19 protein-coding genes and 5 tRNA genes are annotated in these 22,718 nt (G+C 69.2%); 5 read left to right on the top strand and 19 right to left on the bottom strand.

The window, feature by feature from the left end:
* Positions 1-105: 105 nt before the first annotated feature.
* The 9 genes from ABD466_RS24640 to ABD466_RS24600 form a co-directional block, all read right to left on the bottom strand.
* Positions 106-576 carry a hypothetical protein gene (locus tag ABD466_RS24640; RefSeq protein ID WP_344659520.1) on the bottom strand — a complete coding sequence of 157 codons (471 nt, stop codon included), beginning with the start codon at positions 574-576 and terminating at the stop codon, positions 106-108.
* A gap of 107 nt (positions 577-683) precedes the next feature.
* Positions 684-757: transfer RNA gene (locus ABD466_RS24635), tRNA-Ala, on the bottom strand.
* A gap of 59 nt (positions 758-816) precedes the next feature.
* Positions 817-1,602, bottom strand: coding sequence for a hypothetical protein (locus ABD466_RS24630; RefSeq protein WP_344659519.1), 786 nt, complete (start codon positions 1,600-1,602; stop codon positions 817-819).
* Positions 1,603-1,751: 149 nt separating this feature from the next.
* Positions 1,752-2,450, bottom strand: a complete 699-nt coding sequence (locus ABD466_RS24625; protein ID WP_344659526.1) for a GNAT family N-acetyltransferase — start codon at positions 2,448-2,450, stop codon at positions 1,752-1,754.
* 38 nt (positions 2,451-2,488) lie between these two features.
* Positions 2,489-2,959 carry a MogA/MoaB family molybdenum cofactor biosynthesis protein gene (locus ABD466_RS24620; protein ID WP_344659518.1) on the bottom strand — a complete coding sequence of 157 codons (471 nt, stop codon included), beginning with the start codon at positions 2,957-2,959 and terminating at the stop codon, positions 2,489-2,491.
* A gap of 114 nt (positions 2,960-3,073) precedes the next feature.
* A tRNA-Phe gene (locus tag ABD466_RS24615) sits at positions 3,074-3,147 on the bottom strand.
* Positions 3,148-3,225: 78 nt separating this feature from the next.
* Positions 3,226-3,627: a YccF domain-containing protein gene (locus ABD466_RS24610; protein ID WP_344659517.1), complete on the bottom strand. Its 402-nt coding sequence runs from the start codon at positions 3,625-3,627 to the stop codon at positions 3,226-3,228.
* A gap of 113 nt (positions 3,628-3,740) precedes the next feature.
* A tRNA-Asp gene (locus tag ABD466_RS24605) sits at positions 3,741-3,815 on the bottom strand.
* Between the two features lie 116 nt (positions 3,816-3,931).
* A tRNA-Glu gene (locus tag ABD466_RS24600) sits at positions 3,932-4,004 on the bottom strand.
* Between the two features lie 429 nt (positions 4,005-4,433).
* Between ABD466_RS24600 and ABD466_RS24595 the strand changes: the two genes are divergently transcribed.
* Positions 4,434-4,506 (top strand) — tRNA-Lys (locus ABD466_RS24595).
* A 313-nt stretch (positions 4,507-4,819) separates the two neighbouring features.
* Here ABD466_RS24595 and ABD466_RS24590 read toward each other — a convergent pair.
* The 3 genes from ABD466_RS24590 to ABD466_RS24580 are packed head-to-tail and all read right to left on the bottom strand — an operon-like array spanning position 4,820 to position 7,543.
* Entirely contained in the window at positions 4,820-5,593 is a 774-nt protein-coding gene (locus tag ABD466_RS24590; protein ID WP_344659516.1) for an SDR family oxidoreductase, read from the bottom strand.
* A 22-nt stretch (positions 5,594-5,615) separates the two neighbouring features.
* Positions 5,616-6,458: a fumarylacetoacetate hydrolase family protein gene (locus tag ABD466_RS24585; protein ID WP_344659515.1), complete on the bottom strand. Its 843-nt coding sequence runs from the start codon at positions 6,456-6,458 to the stop codon at positions 5,616-5,618.
* Positions 6,459-6,505: 47 nt separating this feature from the next.
* Entirely contained in the window at positions 6,506-7,543 is a 1,038-nt protein-coding gene (locus ABD466_RS24580; protein WP_344659514.1) for a beta/alpha barrel domain-containing protein, read from the bottom strand.
* A 268-nt stretch (positions 7,544-7,811) separates the two neighbouring features.
* Between ABD466_RS24580 and ABD466_RS24575 the strand changes: the two genes are divergently transcribed.
* Positions 7,812-8,735, top strand: a complete 924-nt coding sequence (locus tag ABD466_RS24575) for a phytanoyl-CoA dioxygenase family protein (protein WP_344659513.1) — start codon at positions 7,812-7,814, stop codon at positions 8,733-8,735.
* A 23-nt stretch (positions 8,736-8,758) separates the two neighbouring features.
* Here ABD466_RS24575 and ABD466_RS24570 read toward each other — a convergent pair whose 3' ends face one another.
* Together ABD466_RS24570 and ABD466_RS24565 are read right to left on the bottom strand one after the other, a co-directional pair.
* On the bottom strand, positions 8,759-9,232 hold the full coding sequence (locus tag ABD466_RS24570; RefSeq protein WP_344659512.1) for a GNAT family N-acetyltransferase: 474 nt from the start codon (positions 9,230-9,232) through the stop codon (positions 8,759-8,761).
* Positions 9,233-9,279: 47 nt separating this feature from the next.
* Positions 9,280-10,575: an ATP-grasp domain-containing protein gene (locus ABD466_RS24565; RefSeq protein ID WP_344659511.1), complete on the bottom strand. Its 1,296-nt coding sequence runs from the start codon at positions 10,573-10,575 to the stop codon at positions 9,280-9,282.
* A 302-nt stretch (positions 10,576-10,877) separates the two neighbouring features.
* On the opposite strand from ABD466_RS24565, the gene ABD466_RS24560 reads away from it, so the two are divergent.
* The 3 genes from ABD466_RS24560 to ABD466_RS24550 all read left to right on the top strand — a co-directional run bounded on the left by ABD466_RS24560 (position 10,878) and on the right by ABD466_RS24550 (position 16,090).
* Positions 10,878-11,639, top strand: coding sequence for an aspartyl/asparaginyl beta-hydroxylase domain-containing protein (locus ABD466_RS24560; protein WP_344659510.1), 762 nt, complete (start codon positions 10,878-10,880; stop codon positions 11,637-11,639).
* Positions 11,636-12,892: a cytochrome P450 gene (locus tag ABD466_RS24555; RefSeq protein WP_344659509.1), complete on the top strand. Its 1,257-nt coding sequence runs from the start codon at positions 11,636-11,638 to the stop codon at positions 12,890-12,892. Before ABD466_RS24560 ends, ABD466_RS24555 begins: the two co-directional genes overlap by 4 nt.
* 132 nt (positions 12,893-13,024) lie before the next feature.
* Positions 13,025-16,090 carry an AfsR/SARP family transcriptional regulator gene (locus ABD466_RS24550; protein ID WP_344659508.1) on the top strand — a complete coding sequence of 1,022 codons (3,066 nt, stop codon included), beginning with the start codon at positions 13,025-13,027 and terminating at the stop codon, positions 16,088-16,090.
* Positions 16,091-16,191: 101 nt separating this feature from the next.
* On the opposite strand, the gene ABD466_RS24545 is transcribed toward ABD466_RS24550, so the two are convergent.
* The 5 genes from ABD466_RS24545 to ABD466_RS24525 all read right to left on the bottom strand — a co-directional run bounded on the left by ABD466_RS24545 (position 16,192) and on the right by ABD466_RS24525 (position 22,703).
* Positions 16,192-17,337: a helix-turn-helix transcriptional regulator gene (locus tag ABD466_RS24545; protein ID WP_344659507.1), complete on the bottom strand. Its 1,146-nt coding sequence runs from the start codon at positions 17,335-17,337 to the stop codon at positions 16,192-16,194.
* Positions 17,334-18,095, bottom strand: coding sequence for a thioesterase II family protein (locus tag ABD466_RS24540; RefSeq protein ID WP_344659506.1), 762 nt, complete (start codon positions 18,093-18,095; stop codon positions 17,334-17,336). The genes ABD466_RS24545 and ABD466_RS24540 overlap by 4 nt, the downstream gene beginning before the upstream one ends.
* A gap of 34 nt (positions 18,096-18,129) precedes the next feature.
* Entirely contained in the window at positions 18,130-19,167 is a 1,038-nt protein-coding gene (locus ABD466_RS24535; protein ID WP_344659505.1) for an MDR/zinc-dependent alcohol dehydrogenase-like family protein, read from the bottom strand.
* Between the two features lie 12 nt (positions 19,168-19,179).
* Complete coding sequence (locus ABD466_RS24530; RefSeq protein ID WP_344659504.1) at positions 19,180-19,335, bottom strand: hypothetical protein; 156 nt, start codon at positions 19,333-19,335, stop codon at positions 19,180-19,182.
* Between the two features lie 152 nt (positions 19,336-19,487).
* Positions 19,488-22,703, bottom strand: coding sequence for a non-ribosomal peptide synthetase (locus ABD466_RS24525; RefSeq protein WP_344659503.1), 3,216 nt, complete (start codon positions 22,701-22,703; stop codon positions 19,488-19,490).
* Positions 22,704-22,718 lie beyond the last annotated feature (15 nt).

Below are 22,718 nucleotides of genomic sequence, written 5' to 3'. Positions count from 1 at the left end.
TGGTACTGCCAGGGGGACCTGGTGGGAGAGTAGGACGCGGCCGGACTAAATTTCAGAACTCAGGCCCCGAACCATACGGTTCGGGGCCTGAGTCGTTTCGGGCCCTCATTCCCCCAGCGGCTCGTGTTCGGTCACGTAGTTGGTCTCCCAACTCTCCCCGCCGTCGAACGAGAACGCCTGCTCCCACCGCGGCCGGCCGGTGTCGAGCCGGGTCCACTGGTGCCGGACCAGCCCCAGGCGGCCACCGAGCTCCTCCTCGCAGACGAACGTCCCCCGGCCGTCGGCGAAGCGTCCCTCGTCCGCCGGGCCCATATAGCCGGGAGCGCGGGTCGAGAGGTACCACACCCGCCAGAGGTCCTCGCCGGCGTCGTAGAGGCGCACTGTGAGGGCTTCCTGGGGCGGCTCGGTGGCCAGGGAGGTGAGTTCGACGTTCCCGGCGCCGCCGAAGGCCGGCACGATCTCGGAAACGCTGTCGAACTCGATCCAGTCGGTGCACGTCGGATCCATGACGTCGCGCAGTTTGCGGGTCCGCAGGCGCCAGCGTCCGTGGAGGAAGTCGAAGTCTTTGTCAGCCATGCCGCGACGGTAGGCCGGGGTCGCTGACACCTGCTGTCAGCGAGCGGGCGGGTATACCGACAGGCATGCGAAAAGTCCCGGTCGGTGAACCGACCGGGACTTCGTTGTGGACCTGAGGAGATTTGAACTCCTGACCCCCTCGATGCGAACGAGGTGCGCTACCAGACTGCGCCACAGGCCCTTCAACGAGTCAGAAATCTATCACATGCTGCAGGCCGTTCTGAAACCGGTTATGTGGGCTCAGCCGTTGGCTGCGCGGCGGTACTCCTGCGGAGCTTCCTGGGGCCGCCACACCGTCCGCTCGGGCTCGGCGATCGCCGGCGCGGCCACCGGTGCCTGGCGCTGCCGGTCCTGGCGGCGCTGCGCGGCCAGGGCGGACTGGCGGCGGCGGTAACGCTCGCGGGCGCGCTGCTTCTCGTCGCGGCGGATGTAGACGATGTAGCCGGAGAACAAGGTGGCCGGGGCGAGCATGGCCCAGCTGTAGGACAGGCCCAGGGTGATGCTCACGACGGCGCCGAACGTCGCCAGCGTGAACAGGAAGGCCACCACGCGGCGGCGGCGCATCAGCAGCACGCCGCGGCGCCGGGCCGCGGTCGCGGCGGCGGACGGCTTGTCGGCCGGACGGCCCTCGTGGTGGTGGGGCAGGTGCGCGGTGACGGTCTTGCGGGCTTGGGCGGCCGGAGACGGCTTCGTCTTCGGGGGAGCCGGGGTCGCGGTGCGGGCCTCGACCGGTGTCGCCGCGGGCTTGCGCGCCGACGGCTTGGCCGGGCTCGAGGTCTGACTCGTGGCCGGCCGGCGGCCGCCCGTGCGCGGCGGGGCTCCGTCGGTCCCGGTGGCGGCCAGCGACTCCTCGGCGAGCACCTTCTTCTCGAAGCGTTCGCTGCGGCCCAAGGTGCGGATGGCGGCGGCGTAGCGCGCCTTCTCGCGGGCCTCGTTCAGTTGCTCTTCCCTGCGCAGCCACACTGGGACGAGGTACACGGCCCAGGCGCCGACGATTCCCGCGTAGATGAGGCCGCTGCTGCTCACATTCAGCACAGTAGAGGGGCCGACGATCATCAAGGCGCATTCCGTCGGCGTGTCGTTGAGGTTGTGACGAGACTGTTGTGACAGATGGGGCCAGTTGATCAGTCTAAGGTGTCCGCTGTTCCCCCATCAAGCACGCTCCACACCATTTGTCACCCGCCGGGAGTAGTGCGAGTGCTCGAAAGAGTGACGTGCCACCGGGCCAGCAGCCCCTCCGGCACATCCTCGGTGGTCAGCGCGAACGACTCGTGGTCCCGCCAGGCGCCGTCGATGTGCAGGTACGCGCGGCGCAGCCCTTCCGGCCGGAACCCGAGCTTGTGCACGACCCGCAGGCTCGCCGCGTTCTCCGGCCGGATGCACACCTCGACGCGGTGCAGCCCGGCCGGACCGAAGCAGTGGTCGACGGCCAGCGCCACGGCGGTCGGCGTGATGCCCCGGCCGGCGCAGGCCTCGTCGACCCAGTAGCCGATGTTCGCCGACCGCAGCGAGCCCCAGGTGATGCTGGAGACGGTGAGCTGGCCGGCGAGCCGGTGCACCGGCTTGGCGGCGTGGACCGCTCGCCGCGGCCGGCCCCGGCCGGGCCCGCCGCCCGCGGCGTCCTCGCCCTCGTCCGGCTCCGGCGCCTCCGGAGGCTCGGCGTAGTCGATGGCGAACGGCAGCATCCGCCCGGCCAGCGCCTCGGCCCGCAGCCGCCGCACCATCTGCCGGAAGGTGATCCGCCCGCTGGTGTCCCCGGGCGGCACGGTGGCCTCCCAGCGGGCCAGCCAGGACCGGTTGCGGTCCTTCAGCTCCCGCCAGGCCGGCGCGTCGGACAGCGCCAGCGGCCGCAGCCGCACCGGCCCGTCGGTCAGCACGGCGGGCCAGGCGGCCCCCCACCCGGCGGGCCGGTTCAGTGGTCGCCCCCGTGCAGCTGGTCCAGAGCGTGCGCGAGCCACCGGCCCATGACGGTCATCCCGTCCCGCACACCCCCGGGCGACCCCGGCAGGTTGACGATCAGCGTCCGCCCCGCGACCCCCGCGGTGGCCCGCGACAGCGCCGCGGCGGGCACCTTCGCCAGGCCCTCCAGCCGGATCGCCTCCGAGATGCCCGGCACCTCGTAGTCCAGCACCCGCCGCGTCATGTCCGGAGTTTGATCCGTGGGCGAGATCCCGGTCCCCCCAGTGGTGACGATCAGGTCGTACCCGACCGACAGGATGCGCCTCAGCACCGCCTCCACCGGCGGCCCGTCCGGCACCACCTCCGGCCCGGAGACGGCCAGCCCCATCTCGGTCAGCCGCTCGACGATGATCGGCCCCGTGGTGTCCTCGTACACGCCGCCGGCGGCACGGTTCGACACCGTCACGACCATCGCACGCCGCATCTGCGCTCCCCCAGAGTTGAGTTCGGTCGCCAAGGGTACTCACTTTCCCGCCCACCTGCGGACAAACGAAAGAACCCCGCCGGTCACCCGACGGGGTTCTGCCACTTGCCGAAGTGGCCAGGGGCGGGGTCGAACCGCCGACCTTCCGCTTTTCAGGCGGACGCTCGTACCAACTGAGCTACCTGGCCCCACTGAGAAGGCATCCGGTCTCCCGGACACCTGGAACAGCATACCGGATCGCGGGGGATGCCTCCCACCGGGTTTGCTCAGCGGTATCCGTAGCGGTACATGGGGCTGTCCGTGGAGACGATGTCCTTACCGAGGGGGGCCAGGGAGATCGGGATCATCTTGAAGTTCGCCACGCCGAACGGGATGCCGATGATGGTCAGGCAGAGCAGGATGCCGGTGACCGCGTGGCCGATGGCCAGCCAGAGGCCCGCGACCAGGAACCAGATCACGTTGCCGACGAAGGACATGGCGCCGGAGGTGGGCTTGGAGACCACCGTGCGGCCGAAGGGCCACAGGGCGAAGCCCGCTATCCGGAAGGAGGCGATGCCGAACGGGATGGTGATGATCAGGACGCAGCAGATGATGCCGGCGACGATGTAGCCCAGCGCCATCCAGAAGCCCGACAGGACCAGCCAGATGATGTTGAGGATGAAGCGCATGGTCTCCCGTTTCCCTCGGTGTGGGCGTTCGAAGATGCAACGCCCGGGACCATCATGCCGTTCCTCGGTCCGCAGACAGCAGAAGAGCCGCCTTGCGGCGGCTCTTCTGGATGCGGTCCCGACGGGATTTGAACCCGCGACCTTCACCTTGACAGGGTGACGAGCACTCCTAGCTGCTCCACGGGACCTTGTCTGTGTAGTTGTCCTGCCATCGCTTCCCCGGCTTGGCCGGTTCCCGATCGCCTCGAAGAGCATATCGGATTACCGCCGCGGTTCCTAACCGCTTTGCCTTGCTGGATCTGCGTACCCCCAACGGGATTCGAACCCGTGTTACCGCCTTGAAAGGGCGGCGTCCTAGGCCTCTAGACGATGGGGGCTGGTCTGCCCTCAACGTCCATCCGTCCGTCGGGGACGAGTTGAAGCATAGAGCACGATCAGTCGGGAGCCAAAACGGTTACCCGGAAGGTGCTCCCGGGGGGTGGCCGGGGCGCACGCGAGGTGCGCGGATGGGCACGGGACCTGGGCCGGAGCCCGGCACCCTCCTGGTCGAAGGTGGTGGCCGCGACCTCGTCGCCGATCCTGGTGTGGCGGGCCGCCGGGTGGCGTCCCGGCCGATCTGGAACGCACGTTCGGGTACCTACCGCCTGGAGCTCTCGCCACTGGCTCGGCTTCTCTCCGCGAGGCGGTGAGCGCGTACCTGCTCCATCCGGAAGACTCCGCGTCTGACTCGCGCACACCGGTGTAACCGGTTCTGCTAACGACGATCGACCCGCTACCCTGGTACGCGACACACGCCCGGCGTGTGTGGGGCGCTAGCTCAATTGGCAGAGTAGCGGGCTTTTAACCCGTGGGTTGTGGGTTCGAGTCCCACGCGCCCTACAAGATCGACTTTATGTCTGACCTGCGTCTTTACTATATCAAACCCGTGATTCATGCTCCATTTTTTGCCGCACGGGACCCTAGGTCCCACGCGCTGATGCCTTGGAGTGAAGCGGCATCCGACCTGGAATGTCGGAACTTCCTGAATTGGGGATCCATGAGGGAGCATCGACGGTGGCGGCTGATGCGAACGTAGAGTTAGGCAGTCGTCGATCGGATCAAGCGCGCCAGTGAGGCGGGCGCGGCCCTGATATGCCCGGGCCGCGATGCGCCTGACGCGGTTTGGTGCCAGGATTTCGACGCCGTGGTGGCCTCACAACACTGGTGCTTGGCCACCATCGCAGCGCACCGCTGTACCTGTCACATACGAAGCGTTCCCGCTGCACAGAAATGCTGCGACCCGCGCGAACTCCTCCGGCGTGCCATATCGCCCTGCCGGAATGCCGGCCACCGAAGCGGCCCGCTCCGCCGCGACATCCCACCCGTGCTCGGCGGCGCGCGCGGTGTCGAGTCGTGCAACGCGGTCGGTGGCGATGCGCCCCGGCAGCAGCATGTTGACCGTGACTCCGTCGGGTGCCGCCTCGGTGGCCAGCATCTTCAGGTAGGCGGCCAGCGCCGTGCGGCCGATTCCGGACAGAGACAGGTCGCCGATCGGGGTGACCACGGCGCTGGATCCTATGGCGAGGACTCGGCCCCAGCCGCGCTGCCTCATCGTCGGCACCGTGAGCGCCGACAACCGGTGATGCGGCGTCACCAGGGTGTCGACGGCGTCGCGCAGCTCGTGCGGCTCGATCGCGGTGACCGGGGCGGGCCTGGGTCCCGGACCATTGAGGATGAGGATATCGATCGGGCCGAAGGCGGCCGTGGCGGCTTCCACGAGCCGCTCGGGGCCGAGCGGGTCGAGCAGGTCGGCCCCGATCCCGACCGCTGAGGGCAGCCGCGCTGCGATGTCGCGGGCCAACTCGGATCGGCGACCGGACACGATCACGTCGGCGCCTTCGTGCGCGAGGGCGGTCGCGACTGCGCGGCCCAGACCGGAGGTCGAGGCGCAGACCAACGCCGTCTTGCCGGAGATTCCGAGGTCCATGCTAGCCGCGGCTCTCGTCCGACTAAACCCGGGCCTGTCGGACCGCGTTGCGCAGAGTGCCGACGCGCTCGACGACCGCCTCCACAACGTCGCCGTCCCGGATGACGCCGGCGCCCGGCGTGCCGGTGGCGATGATCGATCCCGCTTCAAGCGTCATGCCGCCGGAGAAGTGCGCGACCTGCCAGTGCGGATCGCGCATCATCGCCGAGACCTGGTTGGTGGCGATGGTCCGGCCGTTGACCACGGTCGAGATCCGGACCGAGGAGAGCTCGCCCACTTCGTCCGGGGTCACGATCCACGGGCCCAGGCTGCAGAACGTGTCGAACGCCTTGGCCCAGGGGATGAAGCGCGGGTTGAGGCGGATCGCGTCCTCGGCCGTCATGTCCAGGACCGTCGTGTAGCCGAAGACGACAGTGTGCGCGTCTTCCGGCCGTACGTCCCGGCAAGTTCGTCCGATCACCACGCCCAACTCCGCTTCCGCCGTCACCCGCTCCGACTGGGTCGGCAGGACGATCTCGTCGCCGTCGCCGATCACGCAGCTGGCCGGCCGCAGGTACGAGCCGGGAGAGCCTGCGGGCTGCTCGACCTGGAGGTCGTCGGCGTGTGCCCGGTAGTTGAGGCCCACGCCCCAAAGCTTCGGCGGATTCCGGTAGACCGGGCCGAAATCGACGTCCGCGGTGCGTACCAGGTCGGTCCGGGTCTCCAGCCGGTCCAGGGCTTCTTTGATCGCGTCCAGCTGCGCGCCAGCGACGACGTCGAGAAGGGTGGCCCCCAAGGGCTTCGGGCTCAGGGGAGTCAGGGTGCTGAGCGGGACGATGCCGTCGCCGTGGGCGATGCCGACATCCTCCCGGCCGTCAATGTTCATGGTGCACAGGCGCATGCGGGTACTCCGATTCGGCGGTTTCGGGGGGATCAGACGAGGGCCAGAGCCGGCAGCCCGGCGGCGATCTCCTTGACCAGTTCCTCGCTCGGGTGCACGCGGTCGATCTCGGCGACGGCGGCCATGAGCTCGAAAACGTCGACGCACGCCGCCTCCGCACACCGGGTGAGCAGCGGGAAGAAGCTGGAGTGGGTCTCGGTGAGGCCGCCGACCACCTGGTAGACGCGGTCCTCGTGGCGGCGGGCGAGCGGGCGCATCTCGTCCTGGCTCAGCCGGGCCAGAGCGCGGTAGTCGTAGCGGTTCGTGACCCTTCGGCGGGAGAAGATCGCCGCCAGCAGCTCGGTGGCCGTGTTGCCCGGGCCGCGGCCGATGCCGTCGAGGGTGCCGTCGACGAACCGGGCGCCGGCTGTCGCCGCCGCCAGCGCGTTGGCGTTGGCAAGACCGAGGTTGTCGTGGCCGTGGAAGCCCAGCGACACCGGCACGGCTCCGGCCACCGCCTCGAACACGGCGCTGATCGCCGCGGGCAGGTAGCCACCGGCGGAGTCGACCAGGTAGACGCCCTCGGCTCCGAAGCCGGCGCACCGGCGGACCGCCTCGACCACTCCGTCCGTCGGCAGGACGTTCGTCTTCATCAGGTTCACGAAGGTCTTCAGCCCCGATTCCCGCGCCAGTTCGACGAAGGCCGCCGCCGGCGAGACGTCGGTGATGTCGACGCCGATGCGGACGAAGTCCATCCCGGACCGCGCGGCCTGCAGCAGATGGACCGGCTGTGCCACGCCCGGGATGCAGAACATGCCCCACGCTGCCCGGTCCAGGGTCTCCGAGGCCAGGGTGAAACAGCGCTCGTCGGACACCAGGCTGGGCTGGGACAGCGCCCGGCCGGCGTTCAGACCGAGGCCGTGGCCCAGCTCGATCAGACCGATCCCGGCGTCCTGCAGACCCGACAGCACCGCGCGGATCGTCGCCTCGGTGAACTTGAAGTCGACGGAGTAACTTCCGTCGCGCAGCGTACAGTCAAGGATCTCGGCGTCGGTCGCCGCCCCGGCGGCCGATTCTTGCGAACCGTACATCTTGGCACTCCCTAGCCATGGGGAAATCGATTGGCGTGGCTCACGATACGAAGCCGGGAAGTGTCGCAAAGGCACGAGAACAGGCATCTGTGATGCGCTTGCGGGGGCCTGAAATGCCGCACGGCTGCCGGTGCGGATGCCGGTCCGGCGCACCGGGTCTTGTCAGACTCCCAGTGGTGAATCGCGCACATCCGTGTGCCGACCGAGTCCGCCCGTCCGGTTGTCGTTCCGGTCGATGCGCGGCGACCGCCGGAAAGGAAGAGAATCCATGAGCAACGTGCTCACCGAGAAGCAGATCGATTCCTATCGGGAGAGCGGGTTCCTCGTCGTCGAAGGGCTCTTCGAGGACGAACTCGTCGAGCGGGCCCGCAGGACCGTCGACCGGCTGTTGTCCGGACCTGACCTGGGGGCCGTGGCCGAGACCGAGCCGGGCGACCCTACGGTGGCCCGCCGCATCTGGGCACCGACCAGCCGGGACGAGGTGTTCGGTCGGATCGCGGAGTACCCGCGGCTGCTGGATACCGTAGCCGACCTGATCGGCGAGAACCTGGTGTTGCAGTACTCGAAGCTGAACGTGAAGGCGCCGCGCGTGGGCAGCGTCGTGCAGTGGCATCAGGACTTCGCCTTCTACCCGCACTCCAACATCGACCTGGTCGCGGCCCTGATCTACCTGGACGATGCGACGCCGGAGAACGCCTGCCTGCGGGTGGCGGCCGGCTCGCACCGCCTCGGGCTGCTCAACCACGAGGTGGACGGCTACTTCGCAGGCAAGATCGCCAGCCTGCCGGCCGTTGGCGTGCCGGAGTCGACGGTCGTGGACTGCCCCGGTAAGGCGGGCACGGTCGTCTTCCTGCACCCGCTGGTCGCCCATGCCTCCGAGCTGAACCACTCCGACCGCTACCGTCGTGCCTTCATTCCCGCCTACCGCGCCTCGGACGCCCTCCCGCTTTACTACGGCCCGCACGCCTCGCACAACGAGCCGACCGCCAAGCTGGTGCGCGGCAAGGCTTCGAAGACGGCCCGCACCGAGGGCGGGACGTGGCGGCTGCCGCTCGCCGCCGCGGAGTTCAACTCGCTCTTCGAGATCCAGGAAGGCGCGCACCTGGCCTCCTCCGGCCGCAAGGCCGCCACTGGCTACTTCGCAGGTGAGGCCGCCGAAGACCCGTCCGCGCTGGCAGCCGCAGTCATGTAGCGGACGTGAGGCGGGCCGGGGCGCTACTGCTCAGAAAGTCGTAGGGCGAGCAGCATCCCCGGCCAGTCCTCGGTGAAGACCTCCTGGACCCGCTCGAAACCGTATCCCTCGTACACGCGCACGAGGCTCCCGTCCTCGCCGGCCCAGCAGTCCAGCCGGATCAGGTCGATTCCCTGCTCGCCGGCGACAGCCTTGGCCCGCTCCATCAGCGCGGCCCCGATGCCCTGGCCGCTGCGTCGCCGCGAGGTCAGCAGAAGGTTGATGTACAACTCGCGCTCGTCCACTTCCGGCGCGTAATCCGAACGCTGGTCCGTGGCCATCAGCACACCGACGACATCGCCCTCCTCGGACTCCATGACGTACACTCCGTCTCCGAGCAGGGCGTAGTAGACCGTCTGCTCGTGCTTCTCGTCGCCGGTCCAGGGGCTGGTACCCCACTGCTCGGTGTTGCCCCGGGCGTTCATCCAGACGACGGCTTCGTCGCCAAGCGCCAGCACGGCATCGAAGTCATCCGGGGTACCTGGGCGAATATGCATGCTTACTTTTAGCACAGAGACAGCTCGTGCCCGGTCAGTCGCCGGGCACCGTCTTCGAAACGTAGGTCGAAGGACAGCGCGGTCCGCGCCGCGTCGATGGTGGCCAGCACCTCGTCGTGGTCGCCGCCGAACCCGGAGACGGTGTCCAGCGTTCGCGTGGTGGTTCCGCCCGGGAGGTCGGTGCCGGGACGGACGAAGGCACGGTAGGCCGTGACCCCCGGCAGGGCGCGCACCGTGTCGGTGCCCGTCACGCCTTCCAGCCGGCACGGACGCAATGGCGCGAGGTTGTTGTACTGGAAGTGGACCTTGCCCCCGAAGTCGAACGGAACGACATCCGGGTCGTGCCCGAGGGCCACGAGCGCGGCGGCCCGGACCAGATCCACCCCGCAGGACTCCCGAGCCATCATATTGACGTAGCCTGATATACGGCCATTGACTTCAATGATGCGCGGCCCGTCCACCGTGAGTTTGACCTCGGTGTGGGTCAGCCCGCGGTCGGCGCCGACGGCCTGCAGCGCCCGCGAAACCAGCTCCAGGATTTCCCGCTGCTCGTCGGCGGGCAGATGGCTCGGCCAGATCCGGCCGGTGCCCCGGAACGGAGGGAGGACCGGGGTCTTGTCGGTGATCACCAAGTGGGTGATCCCCCTGGGGGTGCACACGCTCTCCACGGAGACGTAGTCGCCGAACGGTTGACTGGGTCGGCCCTGCAAGAACTCCTCGGTGATGAAAGGCGTCCACCGGCCCGCCGAGTGGAGGTTCTGGAGCAGACGGAACACCTCGGCGCGCTCCTCGGGGGTGTGTACGGCGAACGTGTTCAGGCTCAGCGTCCCCGACGCGGGCTTCACGATGGCCGGAAGACCGACAGCGGTCGTCGCGGCGTCCCAATCGGCGAGTGAAGCGATCGGCGCCGTCCGAATCAGTTCCACCCCGGACTCGCGTAGCGCCTTCCGTTGGCTGACCTTGTCCGTGAACAGCCGCGCGGTCCGTTCACCGGGCCCGGGTACGCCAGCGGACGCGGACAGGACGGCCGCCTGGCGGACTAGGGCGTCGCAGAACGTCAGCACTGCGTCGGGTGCGATGCGGCGGATCAACTCGCCGTCCGCCTCGGGGTGCCCGGACAACGTGTGGACCGCTCCGAGCATCTCCATCACCGGCCGCAACTGCTCGACGTGGACGGATCCGGCGGGCACCAGGAAGACGACGTCCCCCAGGTCGGCCAGGCCGGCGCCGATCTCCCCGGCGGGGACGGCGCCGAGGTCGTAGAGGACCGCGAAACGAAGCGCGGCGGAGCGAGGTGCGTTCATCAGCCGACGGCCCTTCTGCGATGCGAGATGCGACACCCCTGATTGGCATGACGCGACAGGGGGTGCGTGGCCCACTATGTCGGTCCGGTAGCCAGCGGTGGTGCCCTGTTCTAGCAAACTGCCTGCTTGGTGCCGCTGTGGCAGCGGCACCCGCCAGCGGAACTACCGTCGATCTGCCGCCGGTAGTGCCCGCCCCGACCGGGCTGGCGGTCCTAGCGTGGCGGTGGGGTTCTGCCCAGGGCGTCGATCTCCGGCGGCCGCACCCCGTAATCGCCGAGATCGGAAGGAAACGGAGGACAACCGTGACACCGGAGATAGACGAGGCCTTTGCCAAGATCAAGGCAGAATACGGCACTGACTCGCTGGATCGGGTGGAGGAGATGTTGGAGCCCCGACGGCGCTCCACACAACGGCATCCGCTGCAACAGGCGGCCAAGTGGATCCTGCCGGACATCCCGCAGACTCCCTGGCACAGCCCGTACGCCTACCCCGAGCTGCTGCCCGTGGTGCGAGGGCTCGAGGCGAACCACTCCGCCATCAAGTCCGAGTTCGAGAACGCCTGGCTGGGCGAGCCGGATCGCTTCACCGACTACGAGCACTACCTCGTGCGGCAGCGGAACTGGCAGGCCCTTTACCTCTATCGCGACGGCGCCATGGTGAAGGACTCCGCCACATTGGCCCCGACCGCGTACCGGGTGCTTGAGGAGGCCGCCGTCGAGCCCGGGGTCATCTGCCCCCTGCTGGAATCACACTTCTCCACCTTGTTGCCCGGTGCGTCCATCCGGCCGCACTGCGACCTGTGGAACTTCAGTATCAATCTGCACCTCGCGATCGACATCCCGGACGGGTGCACCATCCGGGTCGCCGAGGAGACCCGGGGCTGGGTCGAGGGCGAGTGCCTGTTGTTCGACTACTCCTTCGAGCATGAGGCGCACAACGGCGGCGACCGGGTGCGGACCTGCCTGCTGGTCGATCTCTGGCACCCGGACACCACAGTGGCCGAGCGGGTGGGGCTGACCGTGCTGATGACCGAGATCCAGAAGATGATGCAGGACATGTCGTGAACGCCGTTCTCAGCGGGCCGCTCGTCCCCGCCATCGTCCAGGAATCGCTCGGCCAGATCGACCTCGCCGACCCGCTCTTCCATACCTCGTCGAACCAGCACCGGGTGTTCAAGCTGCTCCGTGACTTCGACCCGGTGCACTGGAACGAGGACGGGACCGAACCGGGGTTCTGGTCCGTGACCCGGTACGAGGACTACGTCGCCGTGCAGAAGGATGGCAAGTCGTTCAGCTCGGCTTATACCAACGTGCTGGGACCGCAGCGCCGGACCGGCGACGAGGGTTCGGGGCGAATGCTCACGCACACCGACCCGCCTCGGCACACGGACCTGCGGCAGTTGGTCAACAAGGCATTCACGCCTCGAGCCGTCGCAGGGCTCGAGCCCTATGTGCGCTCGGTCGTCGGCCGGGCGCTGGACGAGGCGGTCGAGGTCGGCGAATGCGACTTCGTCGAGGTCGTCTCGCTGCTGCCGGTGGCGTCGATCGCGGCCCTGCTCGGCGTGCCGGAGTCGGACTGGCGCCTGCTGCTGACCCTGACGACGGCCGCGTTCGGCTCGGCCGACCAGGAGTTCCGGGCCGCAGCGAACGCAGACGCCCGGGCCACCGCCGCGCAGGCGCACGCGCAGCTCCTGCTGTACTGCCAGGACCTGATGCGGCAGCGTGGTTGCGATCCGAAGGACGATCTCGTCACCGCTCTGGTGCAGGCCCGCGACGCGGGCCGGCTCAGCGAGGAGGACGCCATGCTGTTCTTCGACCTGCTTCTGCTCGGCGGCAACGAGACGACCCGGCACGGAGCGGTCGGATCGCTGCTGGCGCTCGTGGAGTTCCCGCAGGAATGGGAACGGCTGAGGGCAGACCGCGACCTGCTGCCCGGAGCTGTGAACGAGTTGCTGCGCTGGGTGTCCCCGAGCAAACACGTTCTGCGGCGCGCCGTCCGCGACGTGGAACTCAAGGGCCGGTTGATCGAGACCGGCCAGGACGTAGTGGTCTGGCACCACTCCGCCAACCGGGACGAGCGGGTCTTCGACGCGCCCGACCGTCTGGATCTCGGCCGCTCTCCGAACCCGCATCTGGCTCTCGGAGCCGGAGCACACTTCTGCCTCGGCTCAGCGCTGGCGACGCTGGAACTCCGGGCCTTCCTCGACGAGCTCTGCGACCGGGTGGCCGCGGCCACGGTGACGGAGGAACCGGAGCGGCTTGCTTCGTCCGTGATCAACGGATTCAAGCGGGTGCGGGTCGAGCTCAAGCCCCTTTGAACTCACCGAGTCCTGCCGGGCGGTCGGTGGTTCTGCAAGGTCAGGGGATTGATAACTGTTCGTGCGTGATCGCCTACGTCATACTGTCCGGGGGGGGAGTACGGGGAGGACGCGAAGGCGAGGGGGGCTCGCATGCACCATGACGGCCTATCCGAATCGATCTACTTCGGCGTGCTCGGCTCGCTGGAGTGCTTCGATTCGGGCCGTCCGAAAGCGCTGCGCGGTCCGGCTCAGGAGCGGATGGTCGCCTACCTGCTCCTGAGCCGCGGGACCGTGGCGCCGATATCACGGCTGATCGAGGCAGTGTGGGACGAGGACCAGCCGGACACGGCCGCACATCAGGTCCGGAAGATGATCTCGGATCTGCGCCAGCGGCTGCCCGGGCTCCAGGACCGGCTCAGCACGGTCGGTCCCGGGTACCGGCTCACGATCGACGAGAGCGAGATTGACCACGGACGGTTCCTCGCCGGACTGCGGTCGGCCCGGGAGGTGCTCGGAGGGAGCGGGAACCAGATGCGCCGGGCGATCGGCCATCTGACCACCTCGCTCGCGCTGTGGCGCGGCCCACTGCTCGACGGTCAGGGCGGAATCCTCCTGCAGTCCATCGCGAACACGATCGAGGAGCGCAGGATCGCCGCGTTGGAGCAGCTTTTCGACCTTCACATCACACTCGGCGACGAGGGACCAGTCCTGGCCGGGCTGCGAGAGGCCGTGAGCGTGTACCCGACCCGGGAGACGCTGCGCGGCCAACTGATGCTCGCGCTCTACCGGGCCGGCTGTCAGGTCGAGGCGCTGGAGGAGTTCCACCGGTTGCGGCGGGTCCTGGACGATTCGTATGGGGTGGAGCCGGGCCACGATCTGGGCGAACTCTATCAACGAATCTTGAGGGCCGACCCGGCCTTGTCGGCTAGCCGGTCTCCTGCGGTGCTGTCCGGAATCCCGGCGCCGGTCGCCGAGGAAAGCCGTATCGAGGCGCTGAACGATCTCGTCCCGGTGAACATCCTTCCCTACGATCTTCATGACTTCACAGGCCGAACACAGACGCTGGAGCTCATCCTTTCCCTCGCGACCCATCCGGGATCCGGGCCTCGGCCCGTCGTCGTCACCGGAATGGGCGGCTCGGGCAAGTCGGCACTCGTCATCCACGCCGGGCACCAGCTCGCCAGCCGCTACCCCGACGCCCAGCTCTATCTGGATCTTCAGGGTTTCACCCCTGGCGCATCGCCGATGTCCGTACACGCGGCCCTGGCGGTGCTGCTGGGAGCCTTAGGGATTCCCGACGGATCCATTCCGGCTGACCTCCAGACCCGGGCGGCACTATGGCGGAGCACGACACAGCGCATGCGCTTCCTCCTGGTCCTGGACAACGTGGCGGATGCGAATCAGGTGCGTCCCCTGTTTCCGAACTCATCGCACTGCCTTGTCCTGATCACCAGCCGCCGCCTCCTGCCCGACCTCGACGGGGCGGTGCCCGTCAGTCTCGGGATGTTCAGTGGTGCAGAGAGCAAGGAACTGCTGGGGCGGATCCTTGGTCCGGACCGGGTGCGCGCTGAGGCCACCGTCGCGGAGGAACTGGCCGGGCTATGCGGTCACCTGCCACTGGCCATCCGGCTGAGCGCGGCGCGCCTGCAGCGCCGGACCCACTGGAGTCTGCAGCAGCTGGTCGACAAGCTCGTTGAACGTTCCCGGGCACTCACCGAGCTGGCCATCGGAGACCGGAGTGTGCAGGCGTGTCTGAGCATGTCCTTCGAGGTGCTCTCGGCAGGGCAGCAGTCCGCTCTGTTGATGCTGGCGGCTGTGCCCGGCCCCGAGATCGGCGAACACGCGGTGGGCGTGGTGCTGGGAGTGGACCAGTCCGAGGCTGAGGAGTTGTTGGAGACACTGCTCGACGCGCATCTGATTACGCAGCACGCGCCGGACCGGTACTCGTTGCACGATCTGGTGCGGGCCTTCGCTGTCGCGCGCGCTGAGGCGCATAACCCCGGTCTGGCCGAGGATGCGATGGCCCGGGCCATGGGGTACTACGCGCGGGCCAGCGAACAAGCCTGCGCCCTGCTGTTCCCGGGCCGCGCCGGACACCCGGTCCCGATGGAGAGTGCTTCAGCCTCGACACTGCGCCTGATCGACGATACCGCCGCGCTGGCGTGGTTCGACACCGAGTTTCGAGCCATGGCTGCAGCGCTGGCGTTGGCACCGCCGTCCGTCGCACCCGCCGACGTTTATCGACTCGCCCGCAATCTGGTGTTCTACCAGCACATGAAGGGGCTGACCGACGGGCTGACCGAGGTCGCCGAGATTGGGTTAGAGGCGGCCCGCGGGCTCCCCGACGGCCGGTTCGTCCGCATCGCGCTGGCGAATCTGGCCACCGCGCAGTGGTCGGCCGGCCGCCTCACGGAGTCGCTGGTCCCGCTGCGGGAAGCGTTGCAGCTGGCCGAAGCGGTCGGCGACGAGCCCACCCAGATCAGTATCCTCAACCGGCTGAACGCCTGTCACGAACGACTCGGCGAATACGATTACTGCGAGAAGCTGCTGGCCCGGGCGCTGGATCTGCTGGCCGAGAACCCGGCTCCGCAGGAGGAGGCGACGACCCGCAACGCATTGGGCGTGCTGCACCTGGTCCGCGGCGACACTGCCGAGGCCGTCCGCCAGTGCGGGCTGGCCCGCGCGCTCGGCGCGGGGGTCGACGTCGGTACCCGGATCAACGTGCTCAACACGCTGGCCGAGGCCAATCTGGCGGCGTCCGATCTGGACGTCGCGCAGGACTGTCTCACTGAGGCTGCGGATCTGGACACCCGGGCGGGCCAGATCCAGGCCGGTACGAACACCTTGTGCCAGCTGGCCGAGCTCAGTCTGGCGCGAGGTTCTACGGCCGACGCCGAGCGTTACGCCGACTTGGCGATACGTCGGCTCGACAAGGGGGCCACGCTTTCGGTGCACTGGTGCCTCACCTACTCCACCGCTGCCCGGGTCGCGCTGGCCGCGGGCGACCTGGACAGGGCGCGGGACTGCTACGCGACCGCGGCGCAGGCGGCTCAGCAGAGCTCGTACCGTTTCGAGGAGGCCCGCGCGCTGCGTGGTCTGGCCGCGGTCGCCGACGCGGTCGGCGACCGCTCGACGGCCGACGCGCGCCGGGCCAGTGCCGAGCGGATCCTCGCCGAGCTTGGTATCCAGCCGGTCCGACGGGCTCAGTCCTGGTAGGCAGGACCCGTGAACGGACCGCCCCTCAGACGGTTTCGTCTTCGGGGCGGTCTTATGTTGTCTTGTCCGGGCCGCAACGGTCCATGCGGTCCGCGACCGGTTCACAATGACGCCGCTTCCACTTCCACCGGCCCCGGCGGGATCAGCCCGGCTCGCAGAGCATTGACGCCAGCTTGGAACCGGCTCGACGCCTTCAGATCCGTCATGATCTCGGCGATGTGGCGCCTGCAGGTCCGTACCGAGATGCTGAGACGGCGGGCGATGAACTCATCTTTGGCGCCGGTCGCTAGCAGCAGCGCGATCGACTTCTTAAGGACCTCCTCGGCTTCGCCGTACTCCAGCGAATTCGTGGCGCCCGCTTCGTAGGGGACCGCCGTCGACCACAGCTGCTCGGTGGCCCGGTGGATGAAGTCCACTGTCGTCGGCTCGCGGATCACGACGGTCGCGCTGGGGTCGGCCCGGTCCGGCAGGAACACCGTCTCCCGGTCGAACAACAGGATCCTGTCGCTGGCCACGTCGCAGGTCCGCACCTCGCAGCCGGCCTCGCTGAGCCGGTCCAACAGATCCCGGGCGCCGCGCTGCACCCGGGCCGGGTGCTGGAAAAGCAGCCGGACGCGTACCCCGCGCTTGAGCGGTTCGAAACCGAGCACCGCCAGCTCCAGGACCCGGTCGCCCTCGAGCTGACCGGGGAACACCCCCAGGATCTCGGCCGAGCTGCGGCGCCGGCACCCGGCCAGTACGCTGCGCAGCGGTTCGCCGGCCTGGACGACGTCCACGGCCTCGCGTCGGTTCCGCTTGCGCCGGCTGGCGAAGTACACGTCCTTGACCGACAGCACCTGGGCCTTGACCTCGCCGATCCGGTGCTCAAGCTCCTGGATCCGCACCTCCATCGGGCCGGACAGCTCGGCCGCGGCGGTCTCCGGACTCGTCGGCACCAGTTCCTCGACGGTGTCGACGGCCGCGCACACCAGGCGCAGATCCAGCAGCCGGTCCACGGCGTGGCGTGCCTCGTCGGGTCCGATGCCCAGAGCCGCCGTCAATGCGGGACCCCCGTGGCGCGGCATCCGTCCGTGCTCCAGGGCCCATTGATAGACCGCCACCGTCACGGGGTCGAGCGGGCTGGAGCCCTCGGTGGGCGAAGCCGTGCCGGATTCGGGCAGGCATGGCGCCGGATTCTCGCCGGCGTGTGGCAGCGGGCGTGCGGTCGGCTGCTCGGGAGCCGTCGCCGTCGGGGCCGTGATGCTCATGCGATCACCCCGGCTGCCAAGTCCCGGCGTTCGAACGCCGCAGTGATCTCGTGCGCGACCTCGTCCATGATTTCCTCGTCCAACAGATAGAAGTGGCCTCCGGCGAACGTCCGCAGACTGAACCCGGCCGCGGCGAACCGCTCCCATCCCGGCAGGGCGGCCGCATCGACCAGCTGGTCCGAAGCCCCGCCGAGCACCCGGACCGGTACCGGCAGCGGACGGCCGGAGTCGAGCGCGAGGGCGTTCGAGTGGGCCAGCCGGCGGCCCAGGGTCAGGTCGCAGTCCAGGAGGCCGAGGATGTACTGGCGGAACTCCGGCTCTTCAAGGAATTCGCGCGGGGTGCCCGTGCCTAGACGGAGCACCGAGAGCAGTTCTTCCTCGGTCAGGACCGCGCCGTCGTCCTGCAGCCGCGCCGGGTCATACGCATGCCCGCTGAGGACCAAGGCCCGCGCGACATCGGGGTCGGCCAGACTCAGGGCGATCGCAATGGACGCACCGAGGCTGTGCCCGAACAGGACTGTGGGCATCGGGGGCGCGGCGCGCAGTTCGGCCGCTATCGATTCCACCACCTCGGCGGTCCTGGCCGGCAGATCCGCGAATTCCTCGGCGAACCGGCGCTCGCGGCCCGGCAGGTTCACGCCGATCACGTCGAGGTCGGCGGATAGCCGGCGGAGCAGCGGGAGCAGCGCGTTGGGCCCGGCGCCTGAGTGCGGGATCGCCACGACCCGCCCGCGCGCCGTTGCCGGTGCAGGCCGCACGGGAGAGAGGTACAGACCCTTAACGTTCGTGGTGTCAGGCATCGTGGTTCTCATCTGTCGTTCCTTGGGGCTTGTGCGCGGTGAATGAGCAGGGCGCCGGGGCCGTCGGCGGATCGGTGATCTGGACAATAACCGGATCTTGATACACGCCGCTGAGTACGCCAAGGAACACCTCGACCACGTTCTCGAATCCGCGGACCGTCGTCTCACGGGGGGTTATGCGCCGAGCCACCACGTGGTTGCGCAGGTAGGCGAGGGCGGTGCTTCGCAGGTATGCGTAGTGGGCCGCCAGGTATCCGCGTACCTCGACCGTGGTGGTTCCACTGTGGCTCCTGAGCAGACCGGGCGGTTGCGCGACGACCGACGGGTGGACGGCGGCGATTCGTCCGCCGTCCCGGACTAGAGCGCCGACCTCGGACAGCTGCTCGACCGGGAGATCTGTCCAGGCCGCGTCGAAGGGCTCGAACCCCGTTTCGGCGGCGAGCGCGCCGAGCGCGTCCAGGACCCGTGCGCTCCCACTTCCGTCGCGGGCGACGGGACTGGTCAGCCCGGCCCGGACGTCGTGCACACCGTGTAGCTCGGCCGTCCTGGTGACGAGATAGCCGGTGGGGCTTGGTGCGGCGGCGACGAGCAGCCGTTCCTCTGCTTGGAGCCGGAGTACTTCCCGCACCCCCGCCCAGGCCGACAGGCCTGGTGTGCCGAGCACCGAGAACTGGAAGGTCAACGGGAGCCGGTCGGTGCGGTCGACGACGGTAACGTCAGGCCTGCCGGCGGTCACGACGGTGTGGGTGGACCAGCCGCCGTCGTGCACGACCACTGATCCGACGGGCAGCGCCGCGGCCCGAGACTCGACGATCTCGCCGATAGCGGGCCCTGACGGCATCGGGGTGTGCAGGTGCCAGCCGTGCCGCACTGTGCGTTCGGCCTCCGCCCCGACGCACAGGTAGATGTTCGCGACCAGCGCCTGTCCTGGTTTCAGAGGGGCGATCTCCAGCGGGGCGACAGAGAACTGCTCGGCCCGCAGCTCGTCGAACGTCCGCCCGCTCAGCTGGATGGTGAGGAAGTCGGCCATGGCGAGTCCCGCTCAGGCGGCGGTCACGACGACCGTCGGGGACGGGTCGTTGGAGGCCGCCGGGCGGTCCGCCGGGGCCGGGGCCGCCGCGGCCACCAGACCCAGGGCGGTGGCGGCCGCGAGGACCGTGATCGAGGCCGTGACGGAGCGCTTGAGCTTGACATTCATCGGCTTTTCCCCTTGATCGAAGGATCGAAGTTCCCTGACTTCTTCGATGCTCGACAAGGCCGCTCCTCCGGCGTTCCCCTGGCGTTCCCCTGGCGCGCGCGGACGGTCGGGCGCCGCGGGAACGGCCGGGCGCGGACGCCCGGCCGTGCGTGTCAGGACCTGCTGACCAGTGCGGGCCGGGCGACCGCCGCGGCGGCGTCCGCCAGGGACTCGGCCACCCCGGCGACTGTGGGGCGGTCGAACAGGCCCATGAGGTCGAACTCCAGCCCCAGCACCGTGCGAATCCGGTTCACCAGGCGAGTGGCGAGCAGTGAGTGCCCGCCGAGTTCGAAGAACCCGTCGTCCAGGCCGACGCGGTCCAGGCGCAGTACTTCGGCGAAAAGCTCGGCGACGGTCCGCTCCAACTCGGTGCGTGGTTTGCGTCCCTCGGCCGGCGCTCCGTACCTGGGCTCGGCCAGCGCCTGGAAGTCAATCTTGGCGTTCGCCGTCAGCGGCAGGGCGTCCAGCACGACGAAGGCGGCCGGCACCATGTAGTCCGGCAGCTGCCCGGCCAGCGCCGCGCGCAGCTCTGCGACGTCTGGCGACGCTCCGGCCTCGGGGACGACGTAGGCGACCAGCCGCTTGTCCCCCGGGACATCCTCCCGCACGATCACCGCGCATTCGGCGACGCTGGGCCGGGCCAGCACCGCGGCTCGGATCTCCGCGGGCTCAATTCGGAAGCCGCGCAGCTTCACTTGGTCGTCGGCCCGGCCGGCGAAGACCAGGAAGCCGTCCTCGGTCCAGCGTCCGAGGTCGCCGCTGCGGTACATCCGGGCTCCCGGCTCGCCGAACGGGTCGGGGACGAACCGCTGCGCGGTCAGTCCCGGGCGGCCGAGATAGCCGCGGCCGAGCTGCTCGCCGGCGAGGTGGATCTCCCCGAGCACCCCCGGGGGCACCATCGTCAGGTTCTCATCGAGGACGTATACGCCGCAGTTCGGCAGCGGACGCCCGATGGAGGCCCTGGGGTGCTGCGTGAGCGCGCAACCGGATGCCTCGACGCAGAACTCGCTTGGGCCGTAGTAGTTGTAGACGGTGACGTCCTCGGGGGCGTTCCTCAGCGTCTCCCACAGCACCTCGGTCACCGTCTCGCCGCCAAGCATCAGAGTCCGGACTGGCGTGCCCTCGGTCAGCAGGCCGTCGGCCAACAGCTGCTGGGCGAAGCTCGGCGTCACGTCGACCTGCTCGATCCCGTGGTCCCGGACGTAGCGCACCATGCGCGCAGGGTCTCGCCGGGTGGACTCGTCCAGCAGATGCAGCTCATGTCCGGCCATCAGTGCCCAGACACCCTCCCATGAGGTGTCGAAGGACAGCGAGGCGGACAGCGCCACCCGCCGCCGTTCTGTCGGGTCCCGCGGCGCCGGGTAGGTCACCCGCGAGTGGAACGCCAGCTCATTCACCAGCGCGCGGTGAGTGACCGCGACGCCCTTGGGCACACCGGTGGATCCGGAGGTGTAGATCACGTAGGCGACGTGGTCGGGGTGGTACGGCACTGCGCGGTCGGCGTCGGTCGGATCCTGGTCGGACCGATCCGCCTGGACCAGATCGGTCACCAATACCAGACCCGAGGCGCCGGTGCCGAGCCGGTCCGCGATCTGGCCGGTGGTGACCAGGACCACGGGTCCGGCGTCCGCCAGCACGGTGCGGATGCGCTGATCGGGGTAGAACGGATCGACCGGAAGGTACGTACCGCCGGACTTGAGAACGGCCAGCCACGCGACCACAGCGTCGGCAGTTCGGGGCAGGACCACTGCGACTGGGGCGTCGGCGCCCACCCCCAGAGAGATCAGGTGGTGTGCGAGCCGGTTGGCGCGGCTGTTCAGCGTCACGTAGTCCAGCTGCTCCTCGCCCGCCACCAGAGCGAGCCGGTCGCCCGACTCGGCGGCCCGGAGTTCGAAGGTGCCTACCGCCGACGCCGCCGGGAGCGGCATCGTCGCACCGGTGAAGGCCAGCAGCCGGCGCGTCTCGTCCTCGGTGACGGTCGGAATCGCCGACGGTGTGACGTCCGGTGCGCCGACGATAGCGGGGATCAGGGCACTGAAGCGCTCGGCGATCCGCTCAACGGTGGTGTCGTCGAAGAGGTCCAGGGGGTACTCGATCGTCCCCGAGATCCCGGCCGGGGCGCCGTCGGGACCGTGGTGCTCGCGGAAGGAGAACGAGAGGTCGAACTTGGCCACCTCGCCCTTGAGCAGGTGGACCTCGGTCTGCAGCCCTGCCAGCGGAGCCGGCGGCAGCGCGTCGTGCATCTCGACGAAGACCTGGCACAGCGGGTGCACTGACCGCAGCCGGATCGGGTTGACCGCCGTGACCACCTGCTCGAACGGCAGGTCCTGGTGCGCGTACGCTGCCCGGTCGCCGTCGCGCGCCCGGCCGACGAGCTCTCGGAAGGTGGGCGCACCGGACACGTCGGTGCGCAGGACGAGGGTGTTCACGAACAGGCCGACGACCTCGTTCAGTGCCGGGTCGGTCCGGCCGGCGACCGCCGTGCCCAGGGCGATGTCCGTCCCGGATCCGTGCCGGGCGAGCAGGGCGGCGGTCGCGGCCTGCAGGACCATGAACAGCGTGGCCTGGCACTGCCGACCCAACTCGACCATCGCGGCGTGGGTCTCGGGGGAGATGGAGAACCGGGCCTTCCCGCAGCGCGGGCTGGGCGAGGCCGGCCGTGGCCGGTCGAAGGGCAGCCGCAGTTCAGCGGGCAGGCCCTGGAGTGTCCGGCGCCAGAACGCCGACTGCTCGGCGGCCAAAGTGCCGTCCTGCGACGCCGATCCGAGCAGATCCTGCTGCCAGAGCGTGTAGTCGGAGTAGCGCACGGGCAGCGGTTCCCACGCCGGTTCCCGTCCCGCCTGCCGCGCGGTGTAGGCGGTACCCAGGTCTCGGAGCAGCGGGCCGAGCGACCAGCCGTCGCAGAACGCGTGGTGGATGACCAGCAGCATGATGTGCTCGGAGTCCGACAGCCGCAGCAGGGCAGCCCGGGTCGGCAGATCGGCGTCCAGGTCGAAGGGCCGGGCGGCGACCGCGGCTAGTGCGGGGTCTAGGGCGACGCCGTCCATGACAGCGCTGCAGAACTCCGATACCGCTGAATCCATGCGGACCAGCGTCGGCGCGGCCTCGGCGGCCGGCAGCACTTCCTGGCGGAACTGCCCGTCCTGCTCGCGCAGCACGGTGCGCAGGGTCTCGTGGCGTTCGACGAGATCCACGAGGGCGGACTGCAGCGCCGGTTCGTCCAGCGAGCCGGTCAGCCGCACGACGATGGGGATGTTGTGGGTGGCACTCGGACCCTGCATACGGTTCGCGAACCACAGCCGTTGCTGGGCGAAGGACAGCGGGAACATCTCACTCCTCAGCGA

This window comes from Catenulispora subtropica (assembly GCF_039531675.1).
Classification (GTDB): Bacteria; Actinomycetota; Actinomycetes; order Streptomycetales; family Catenulisporaceae; genus Catenulispora; species Catenulispora subtropica.
The sequence above is the reverse complement of the archived record's forward strand: the minus strand, read 5'-3'. Positions and strand labels throughout refer to the sequence as shown.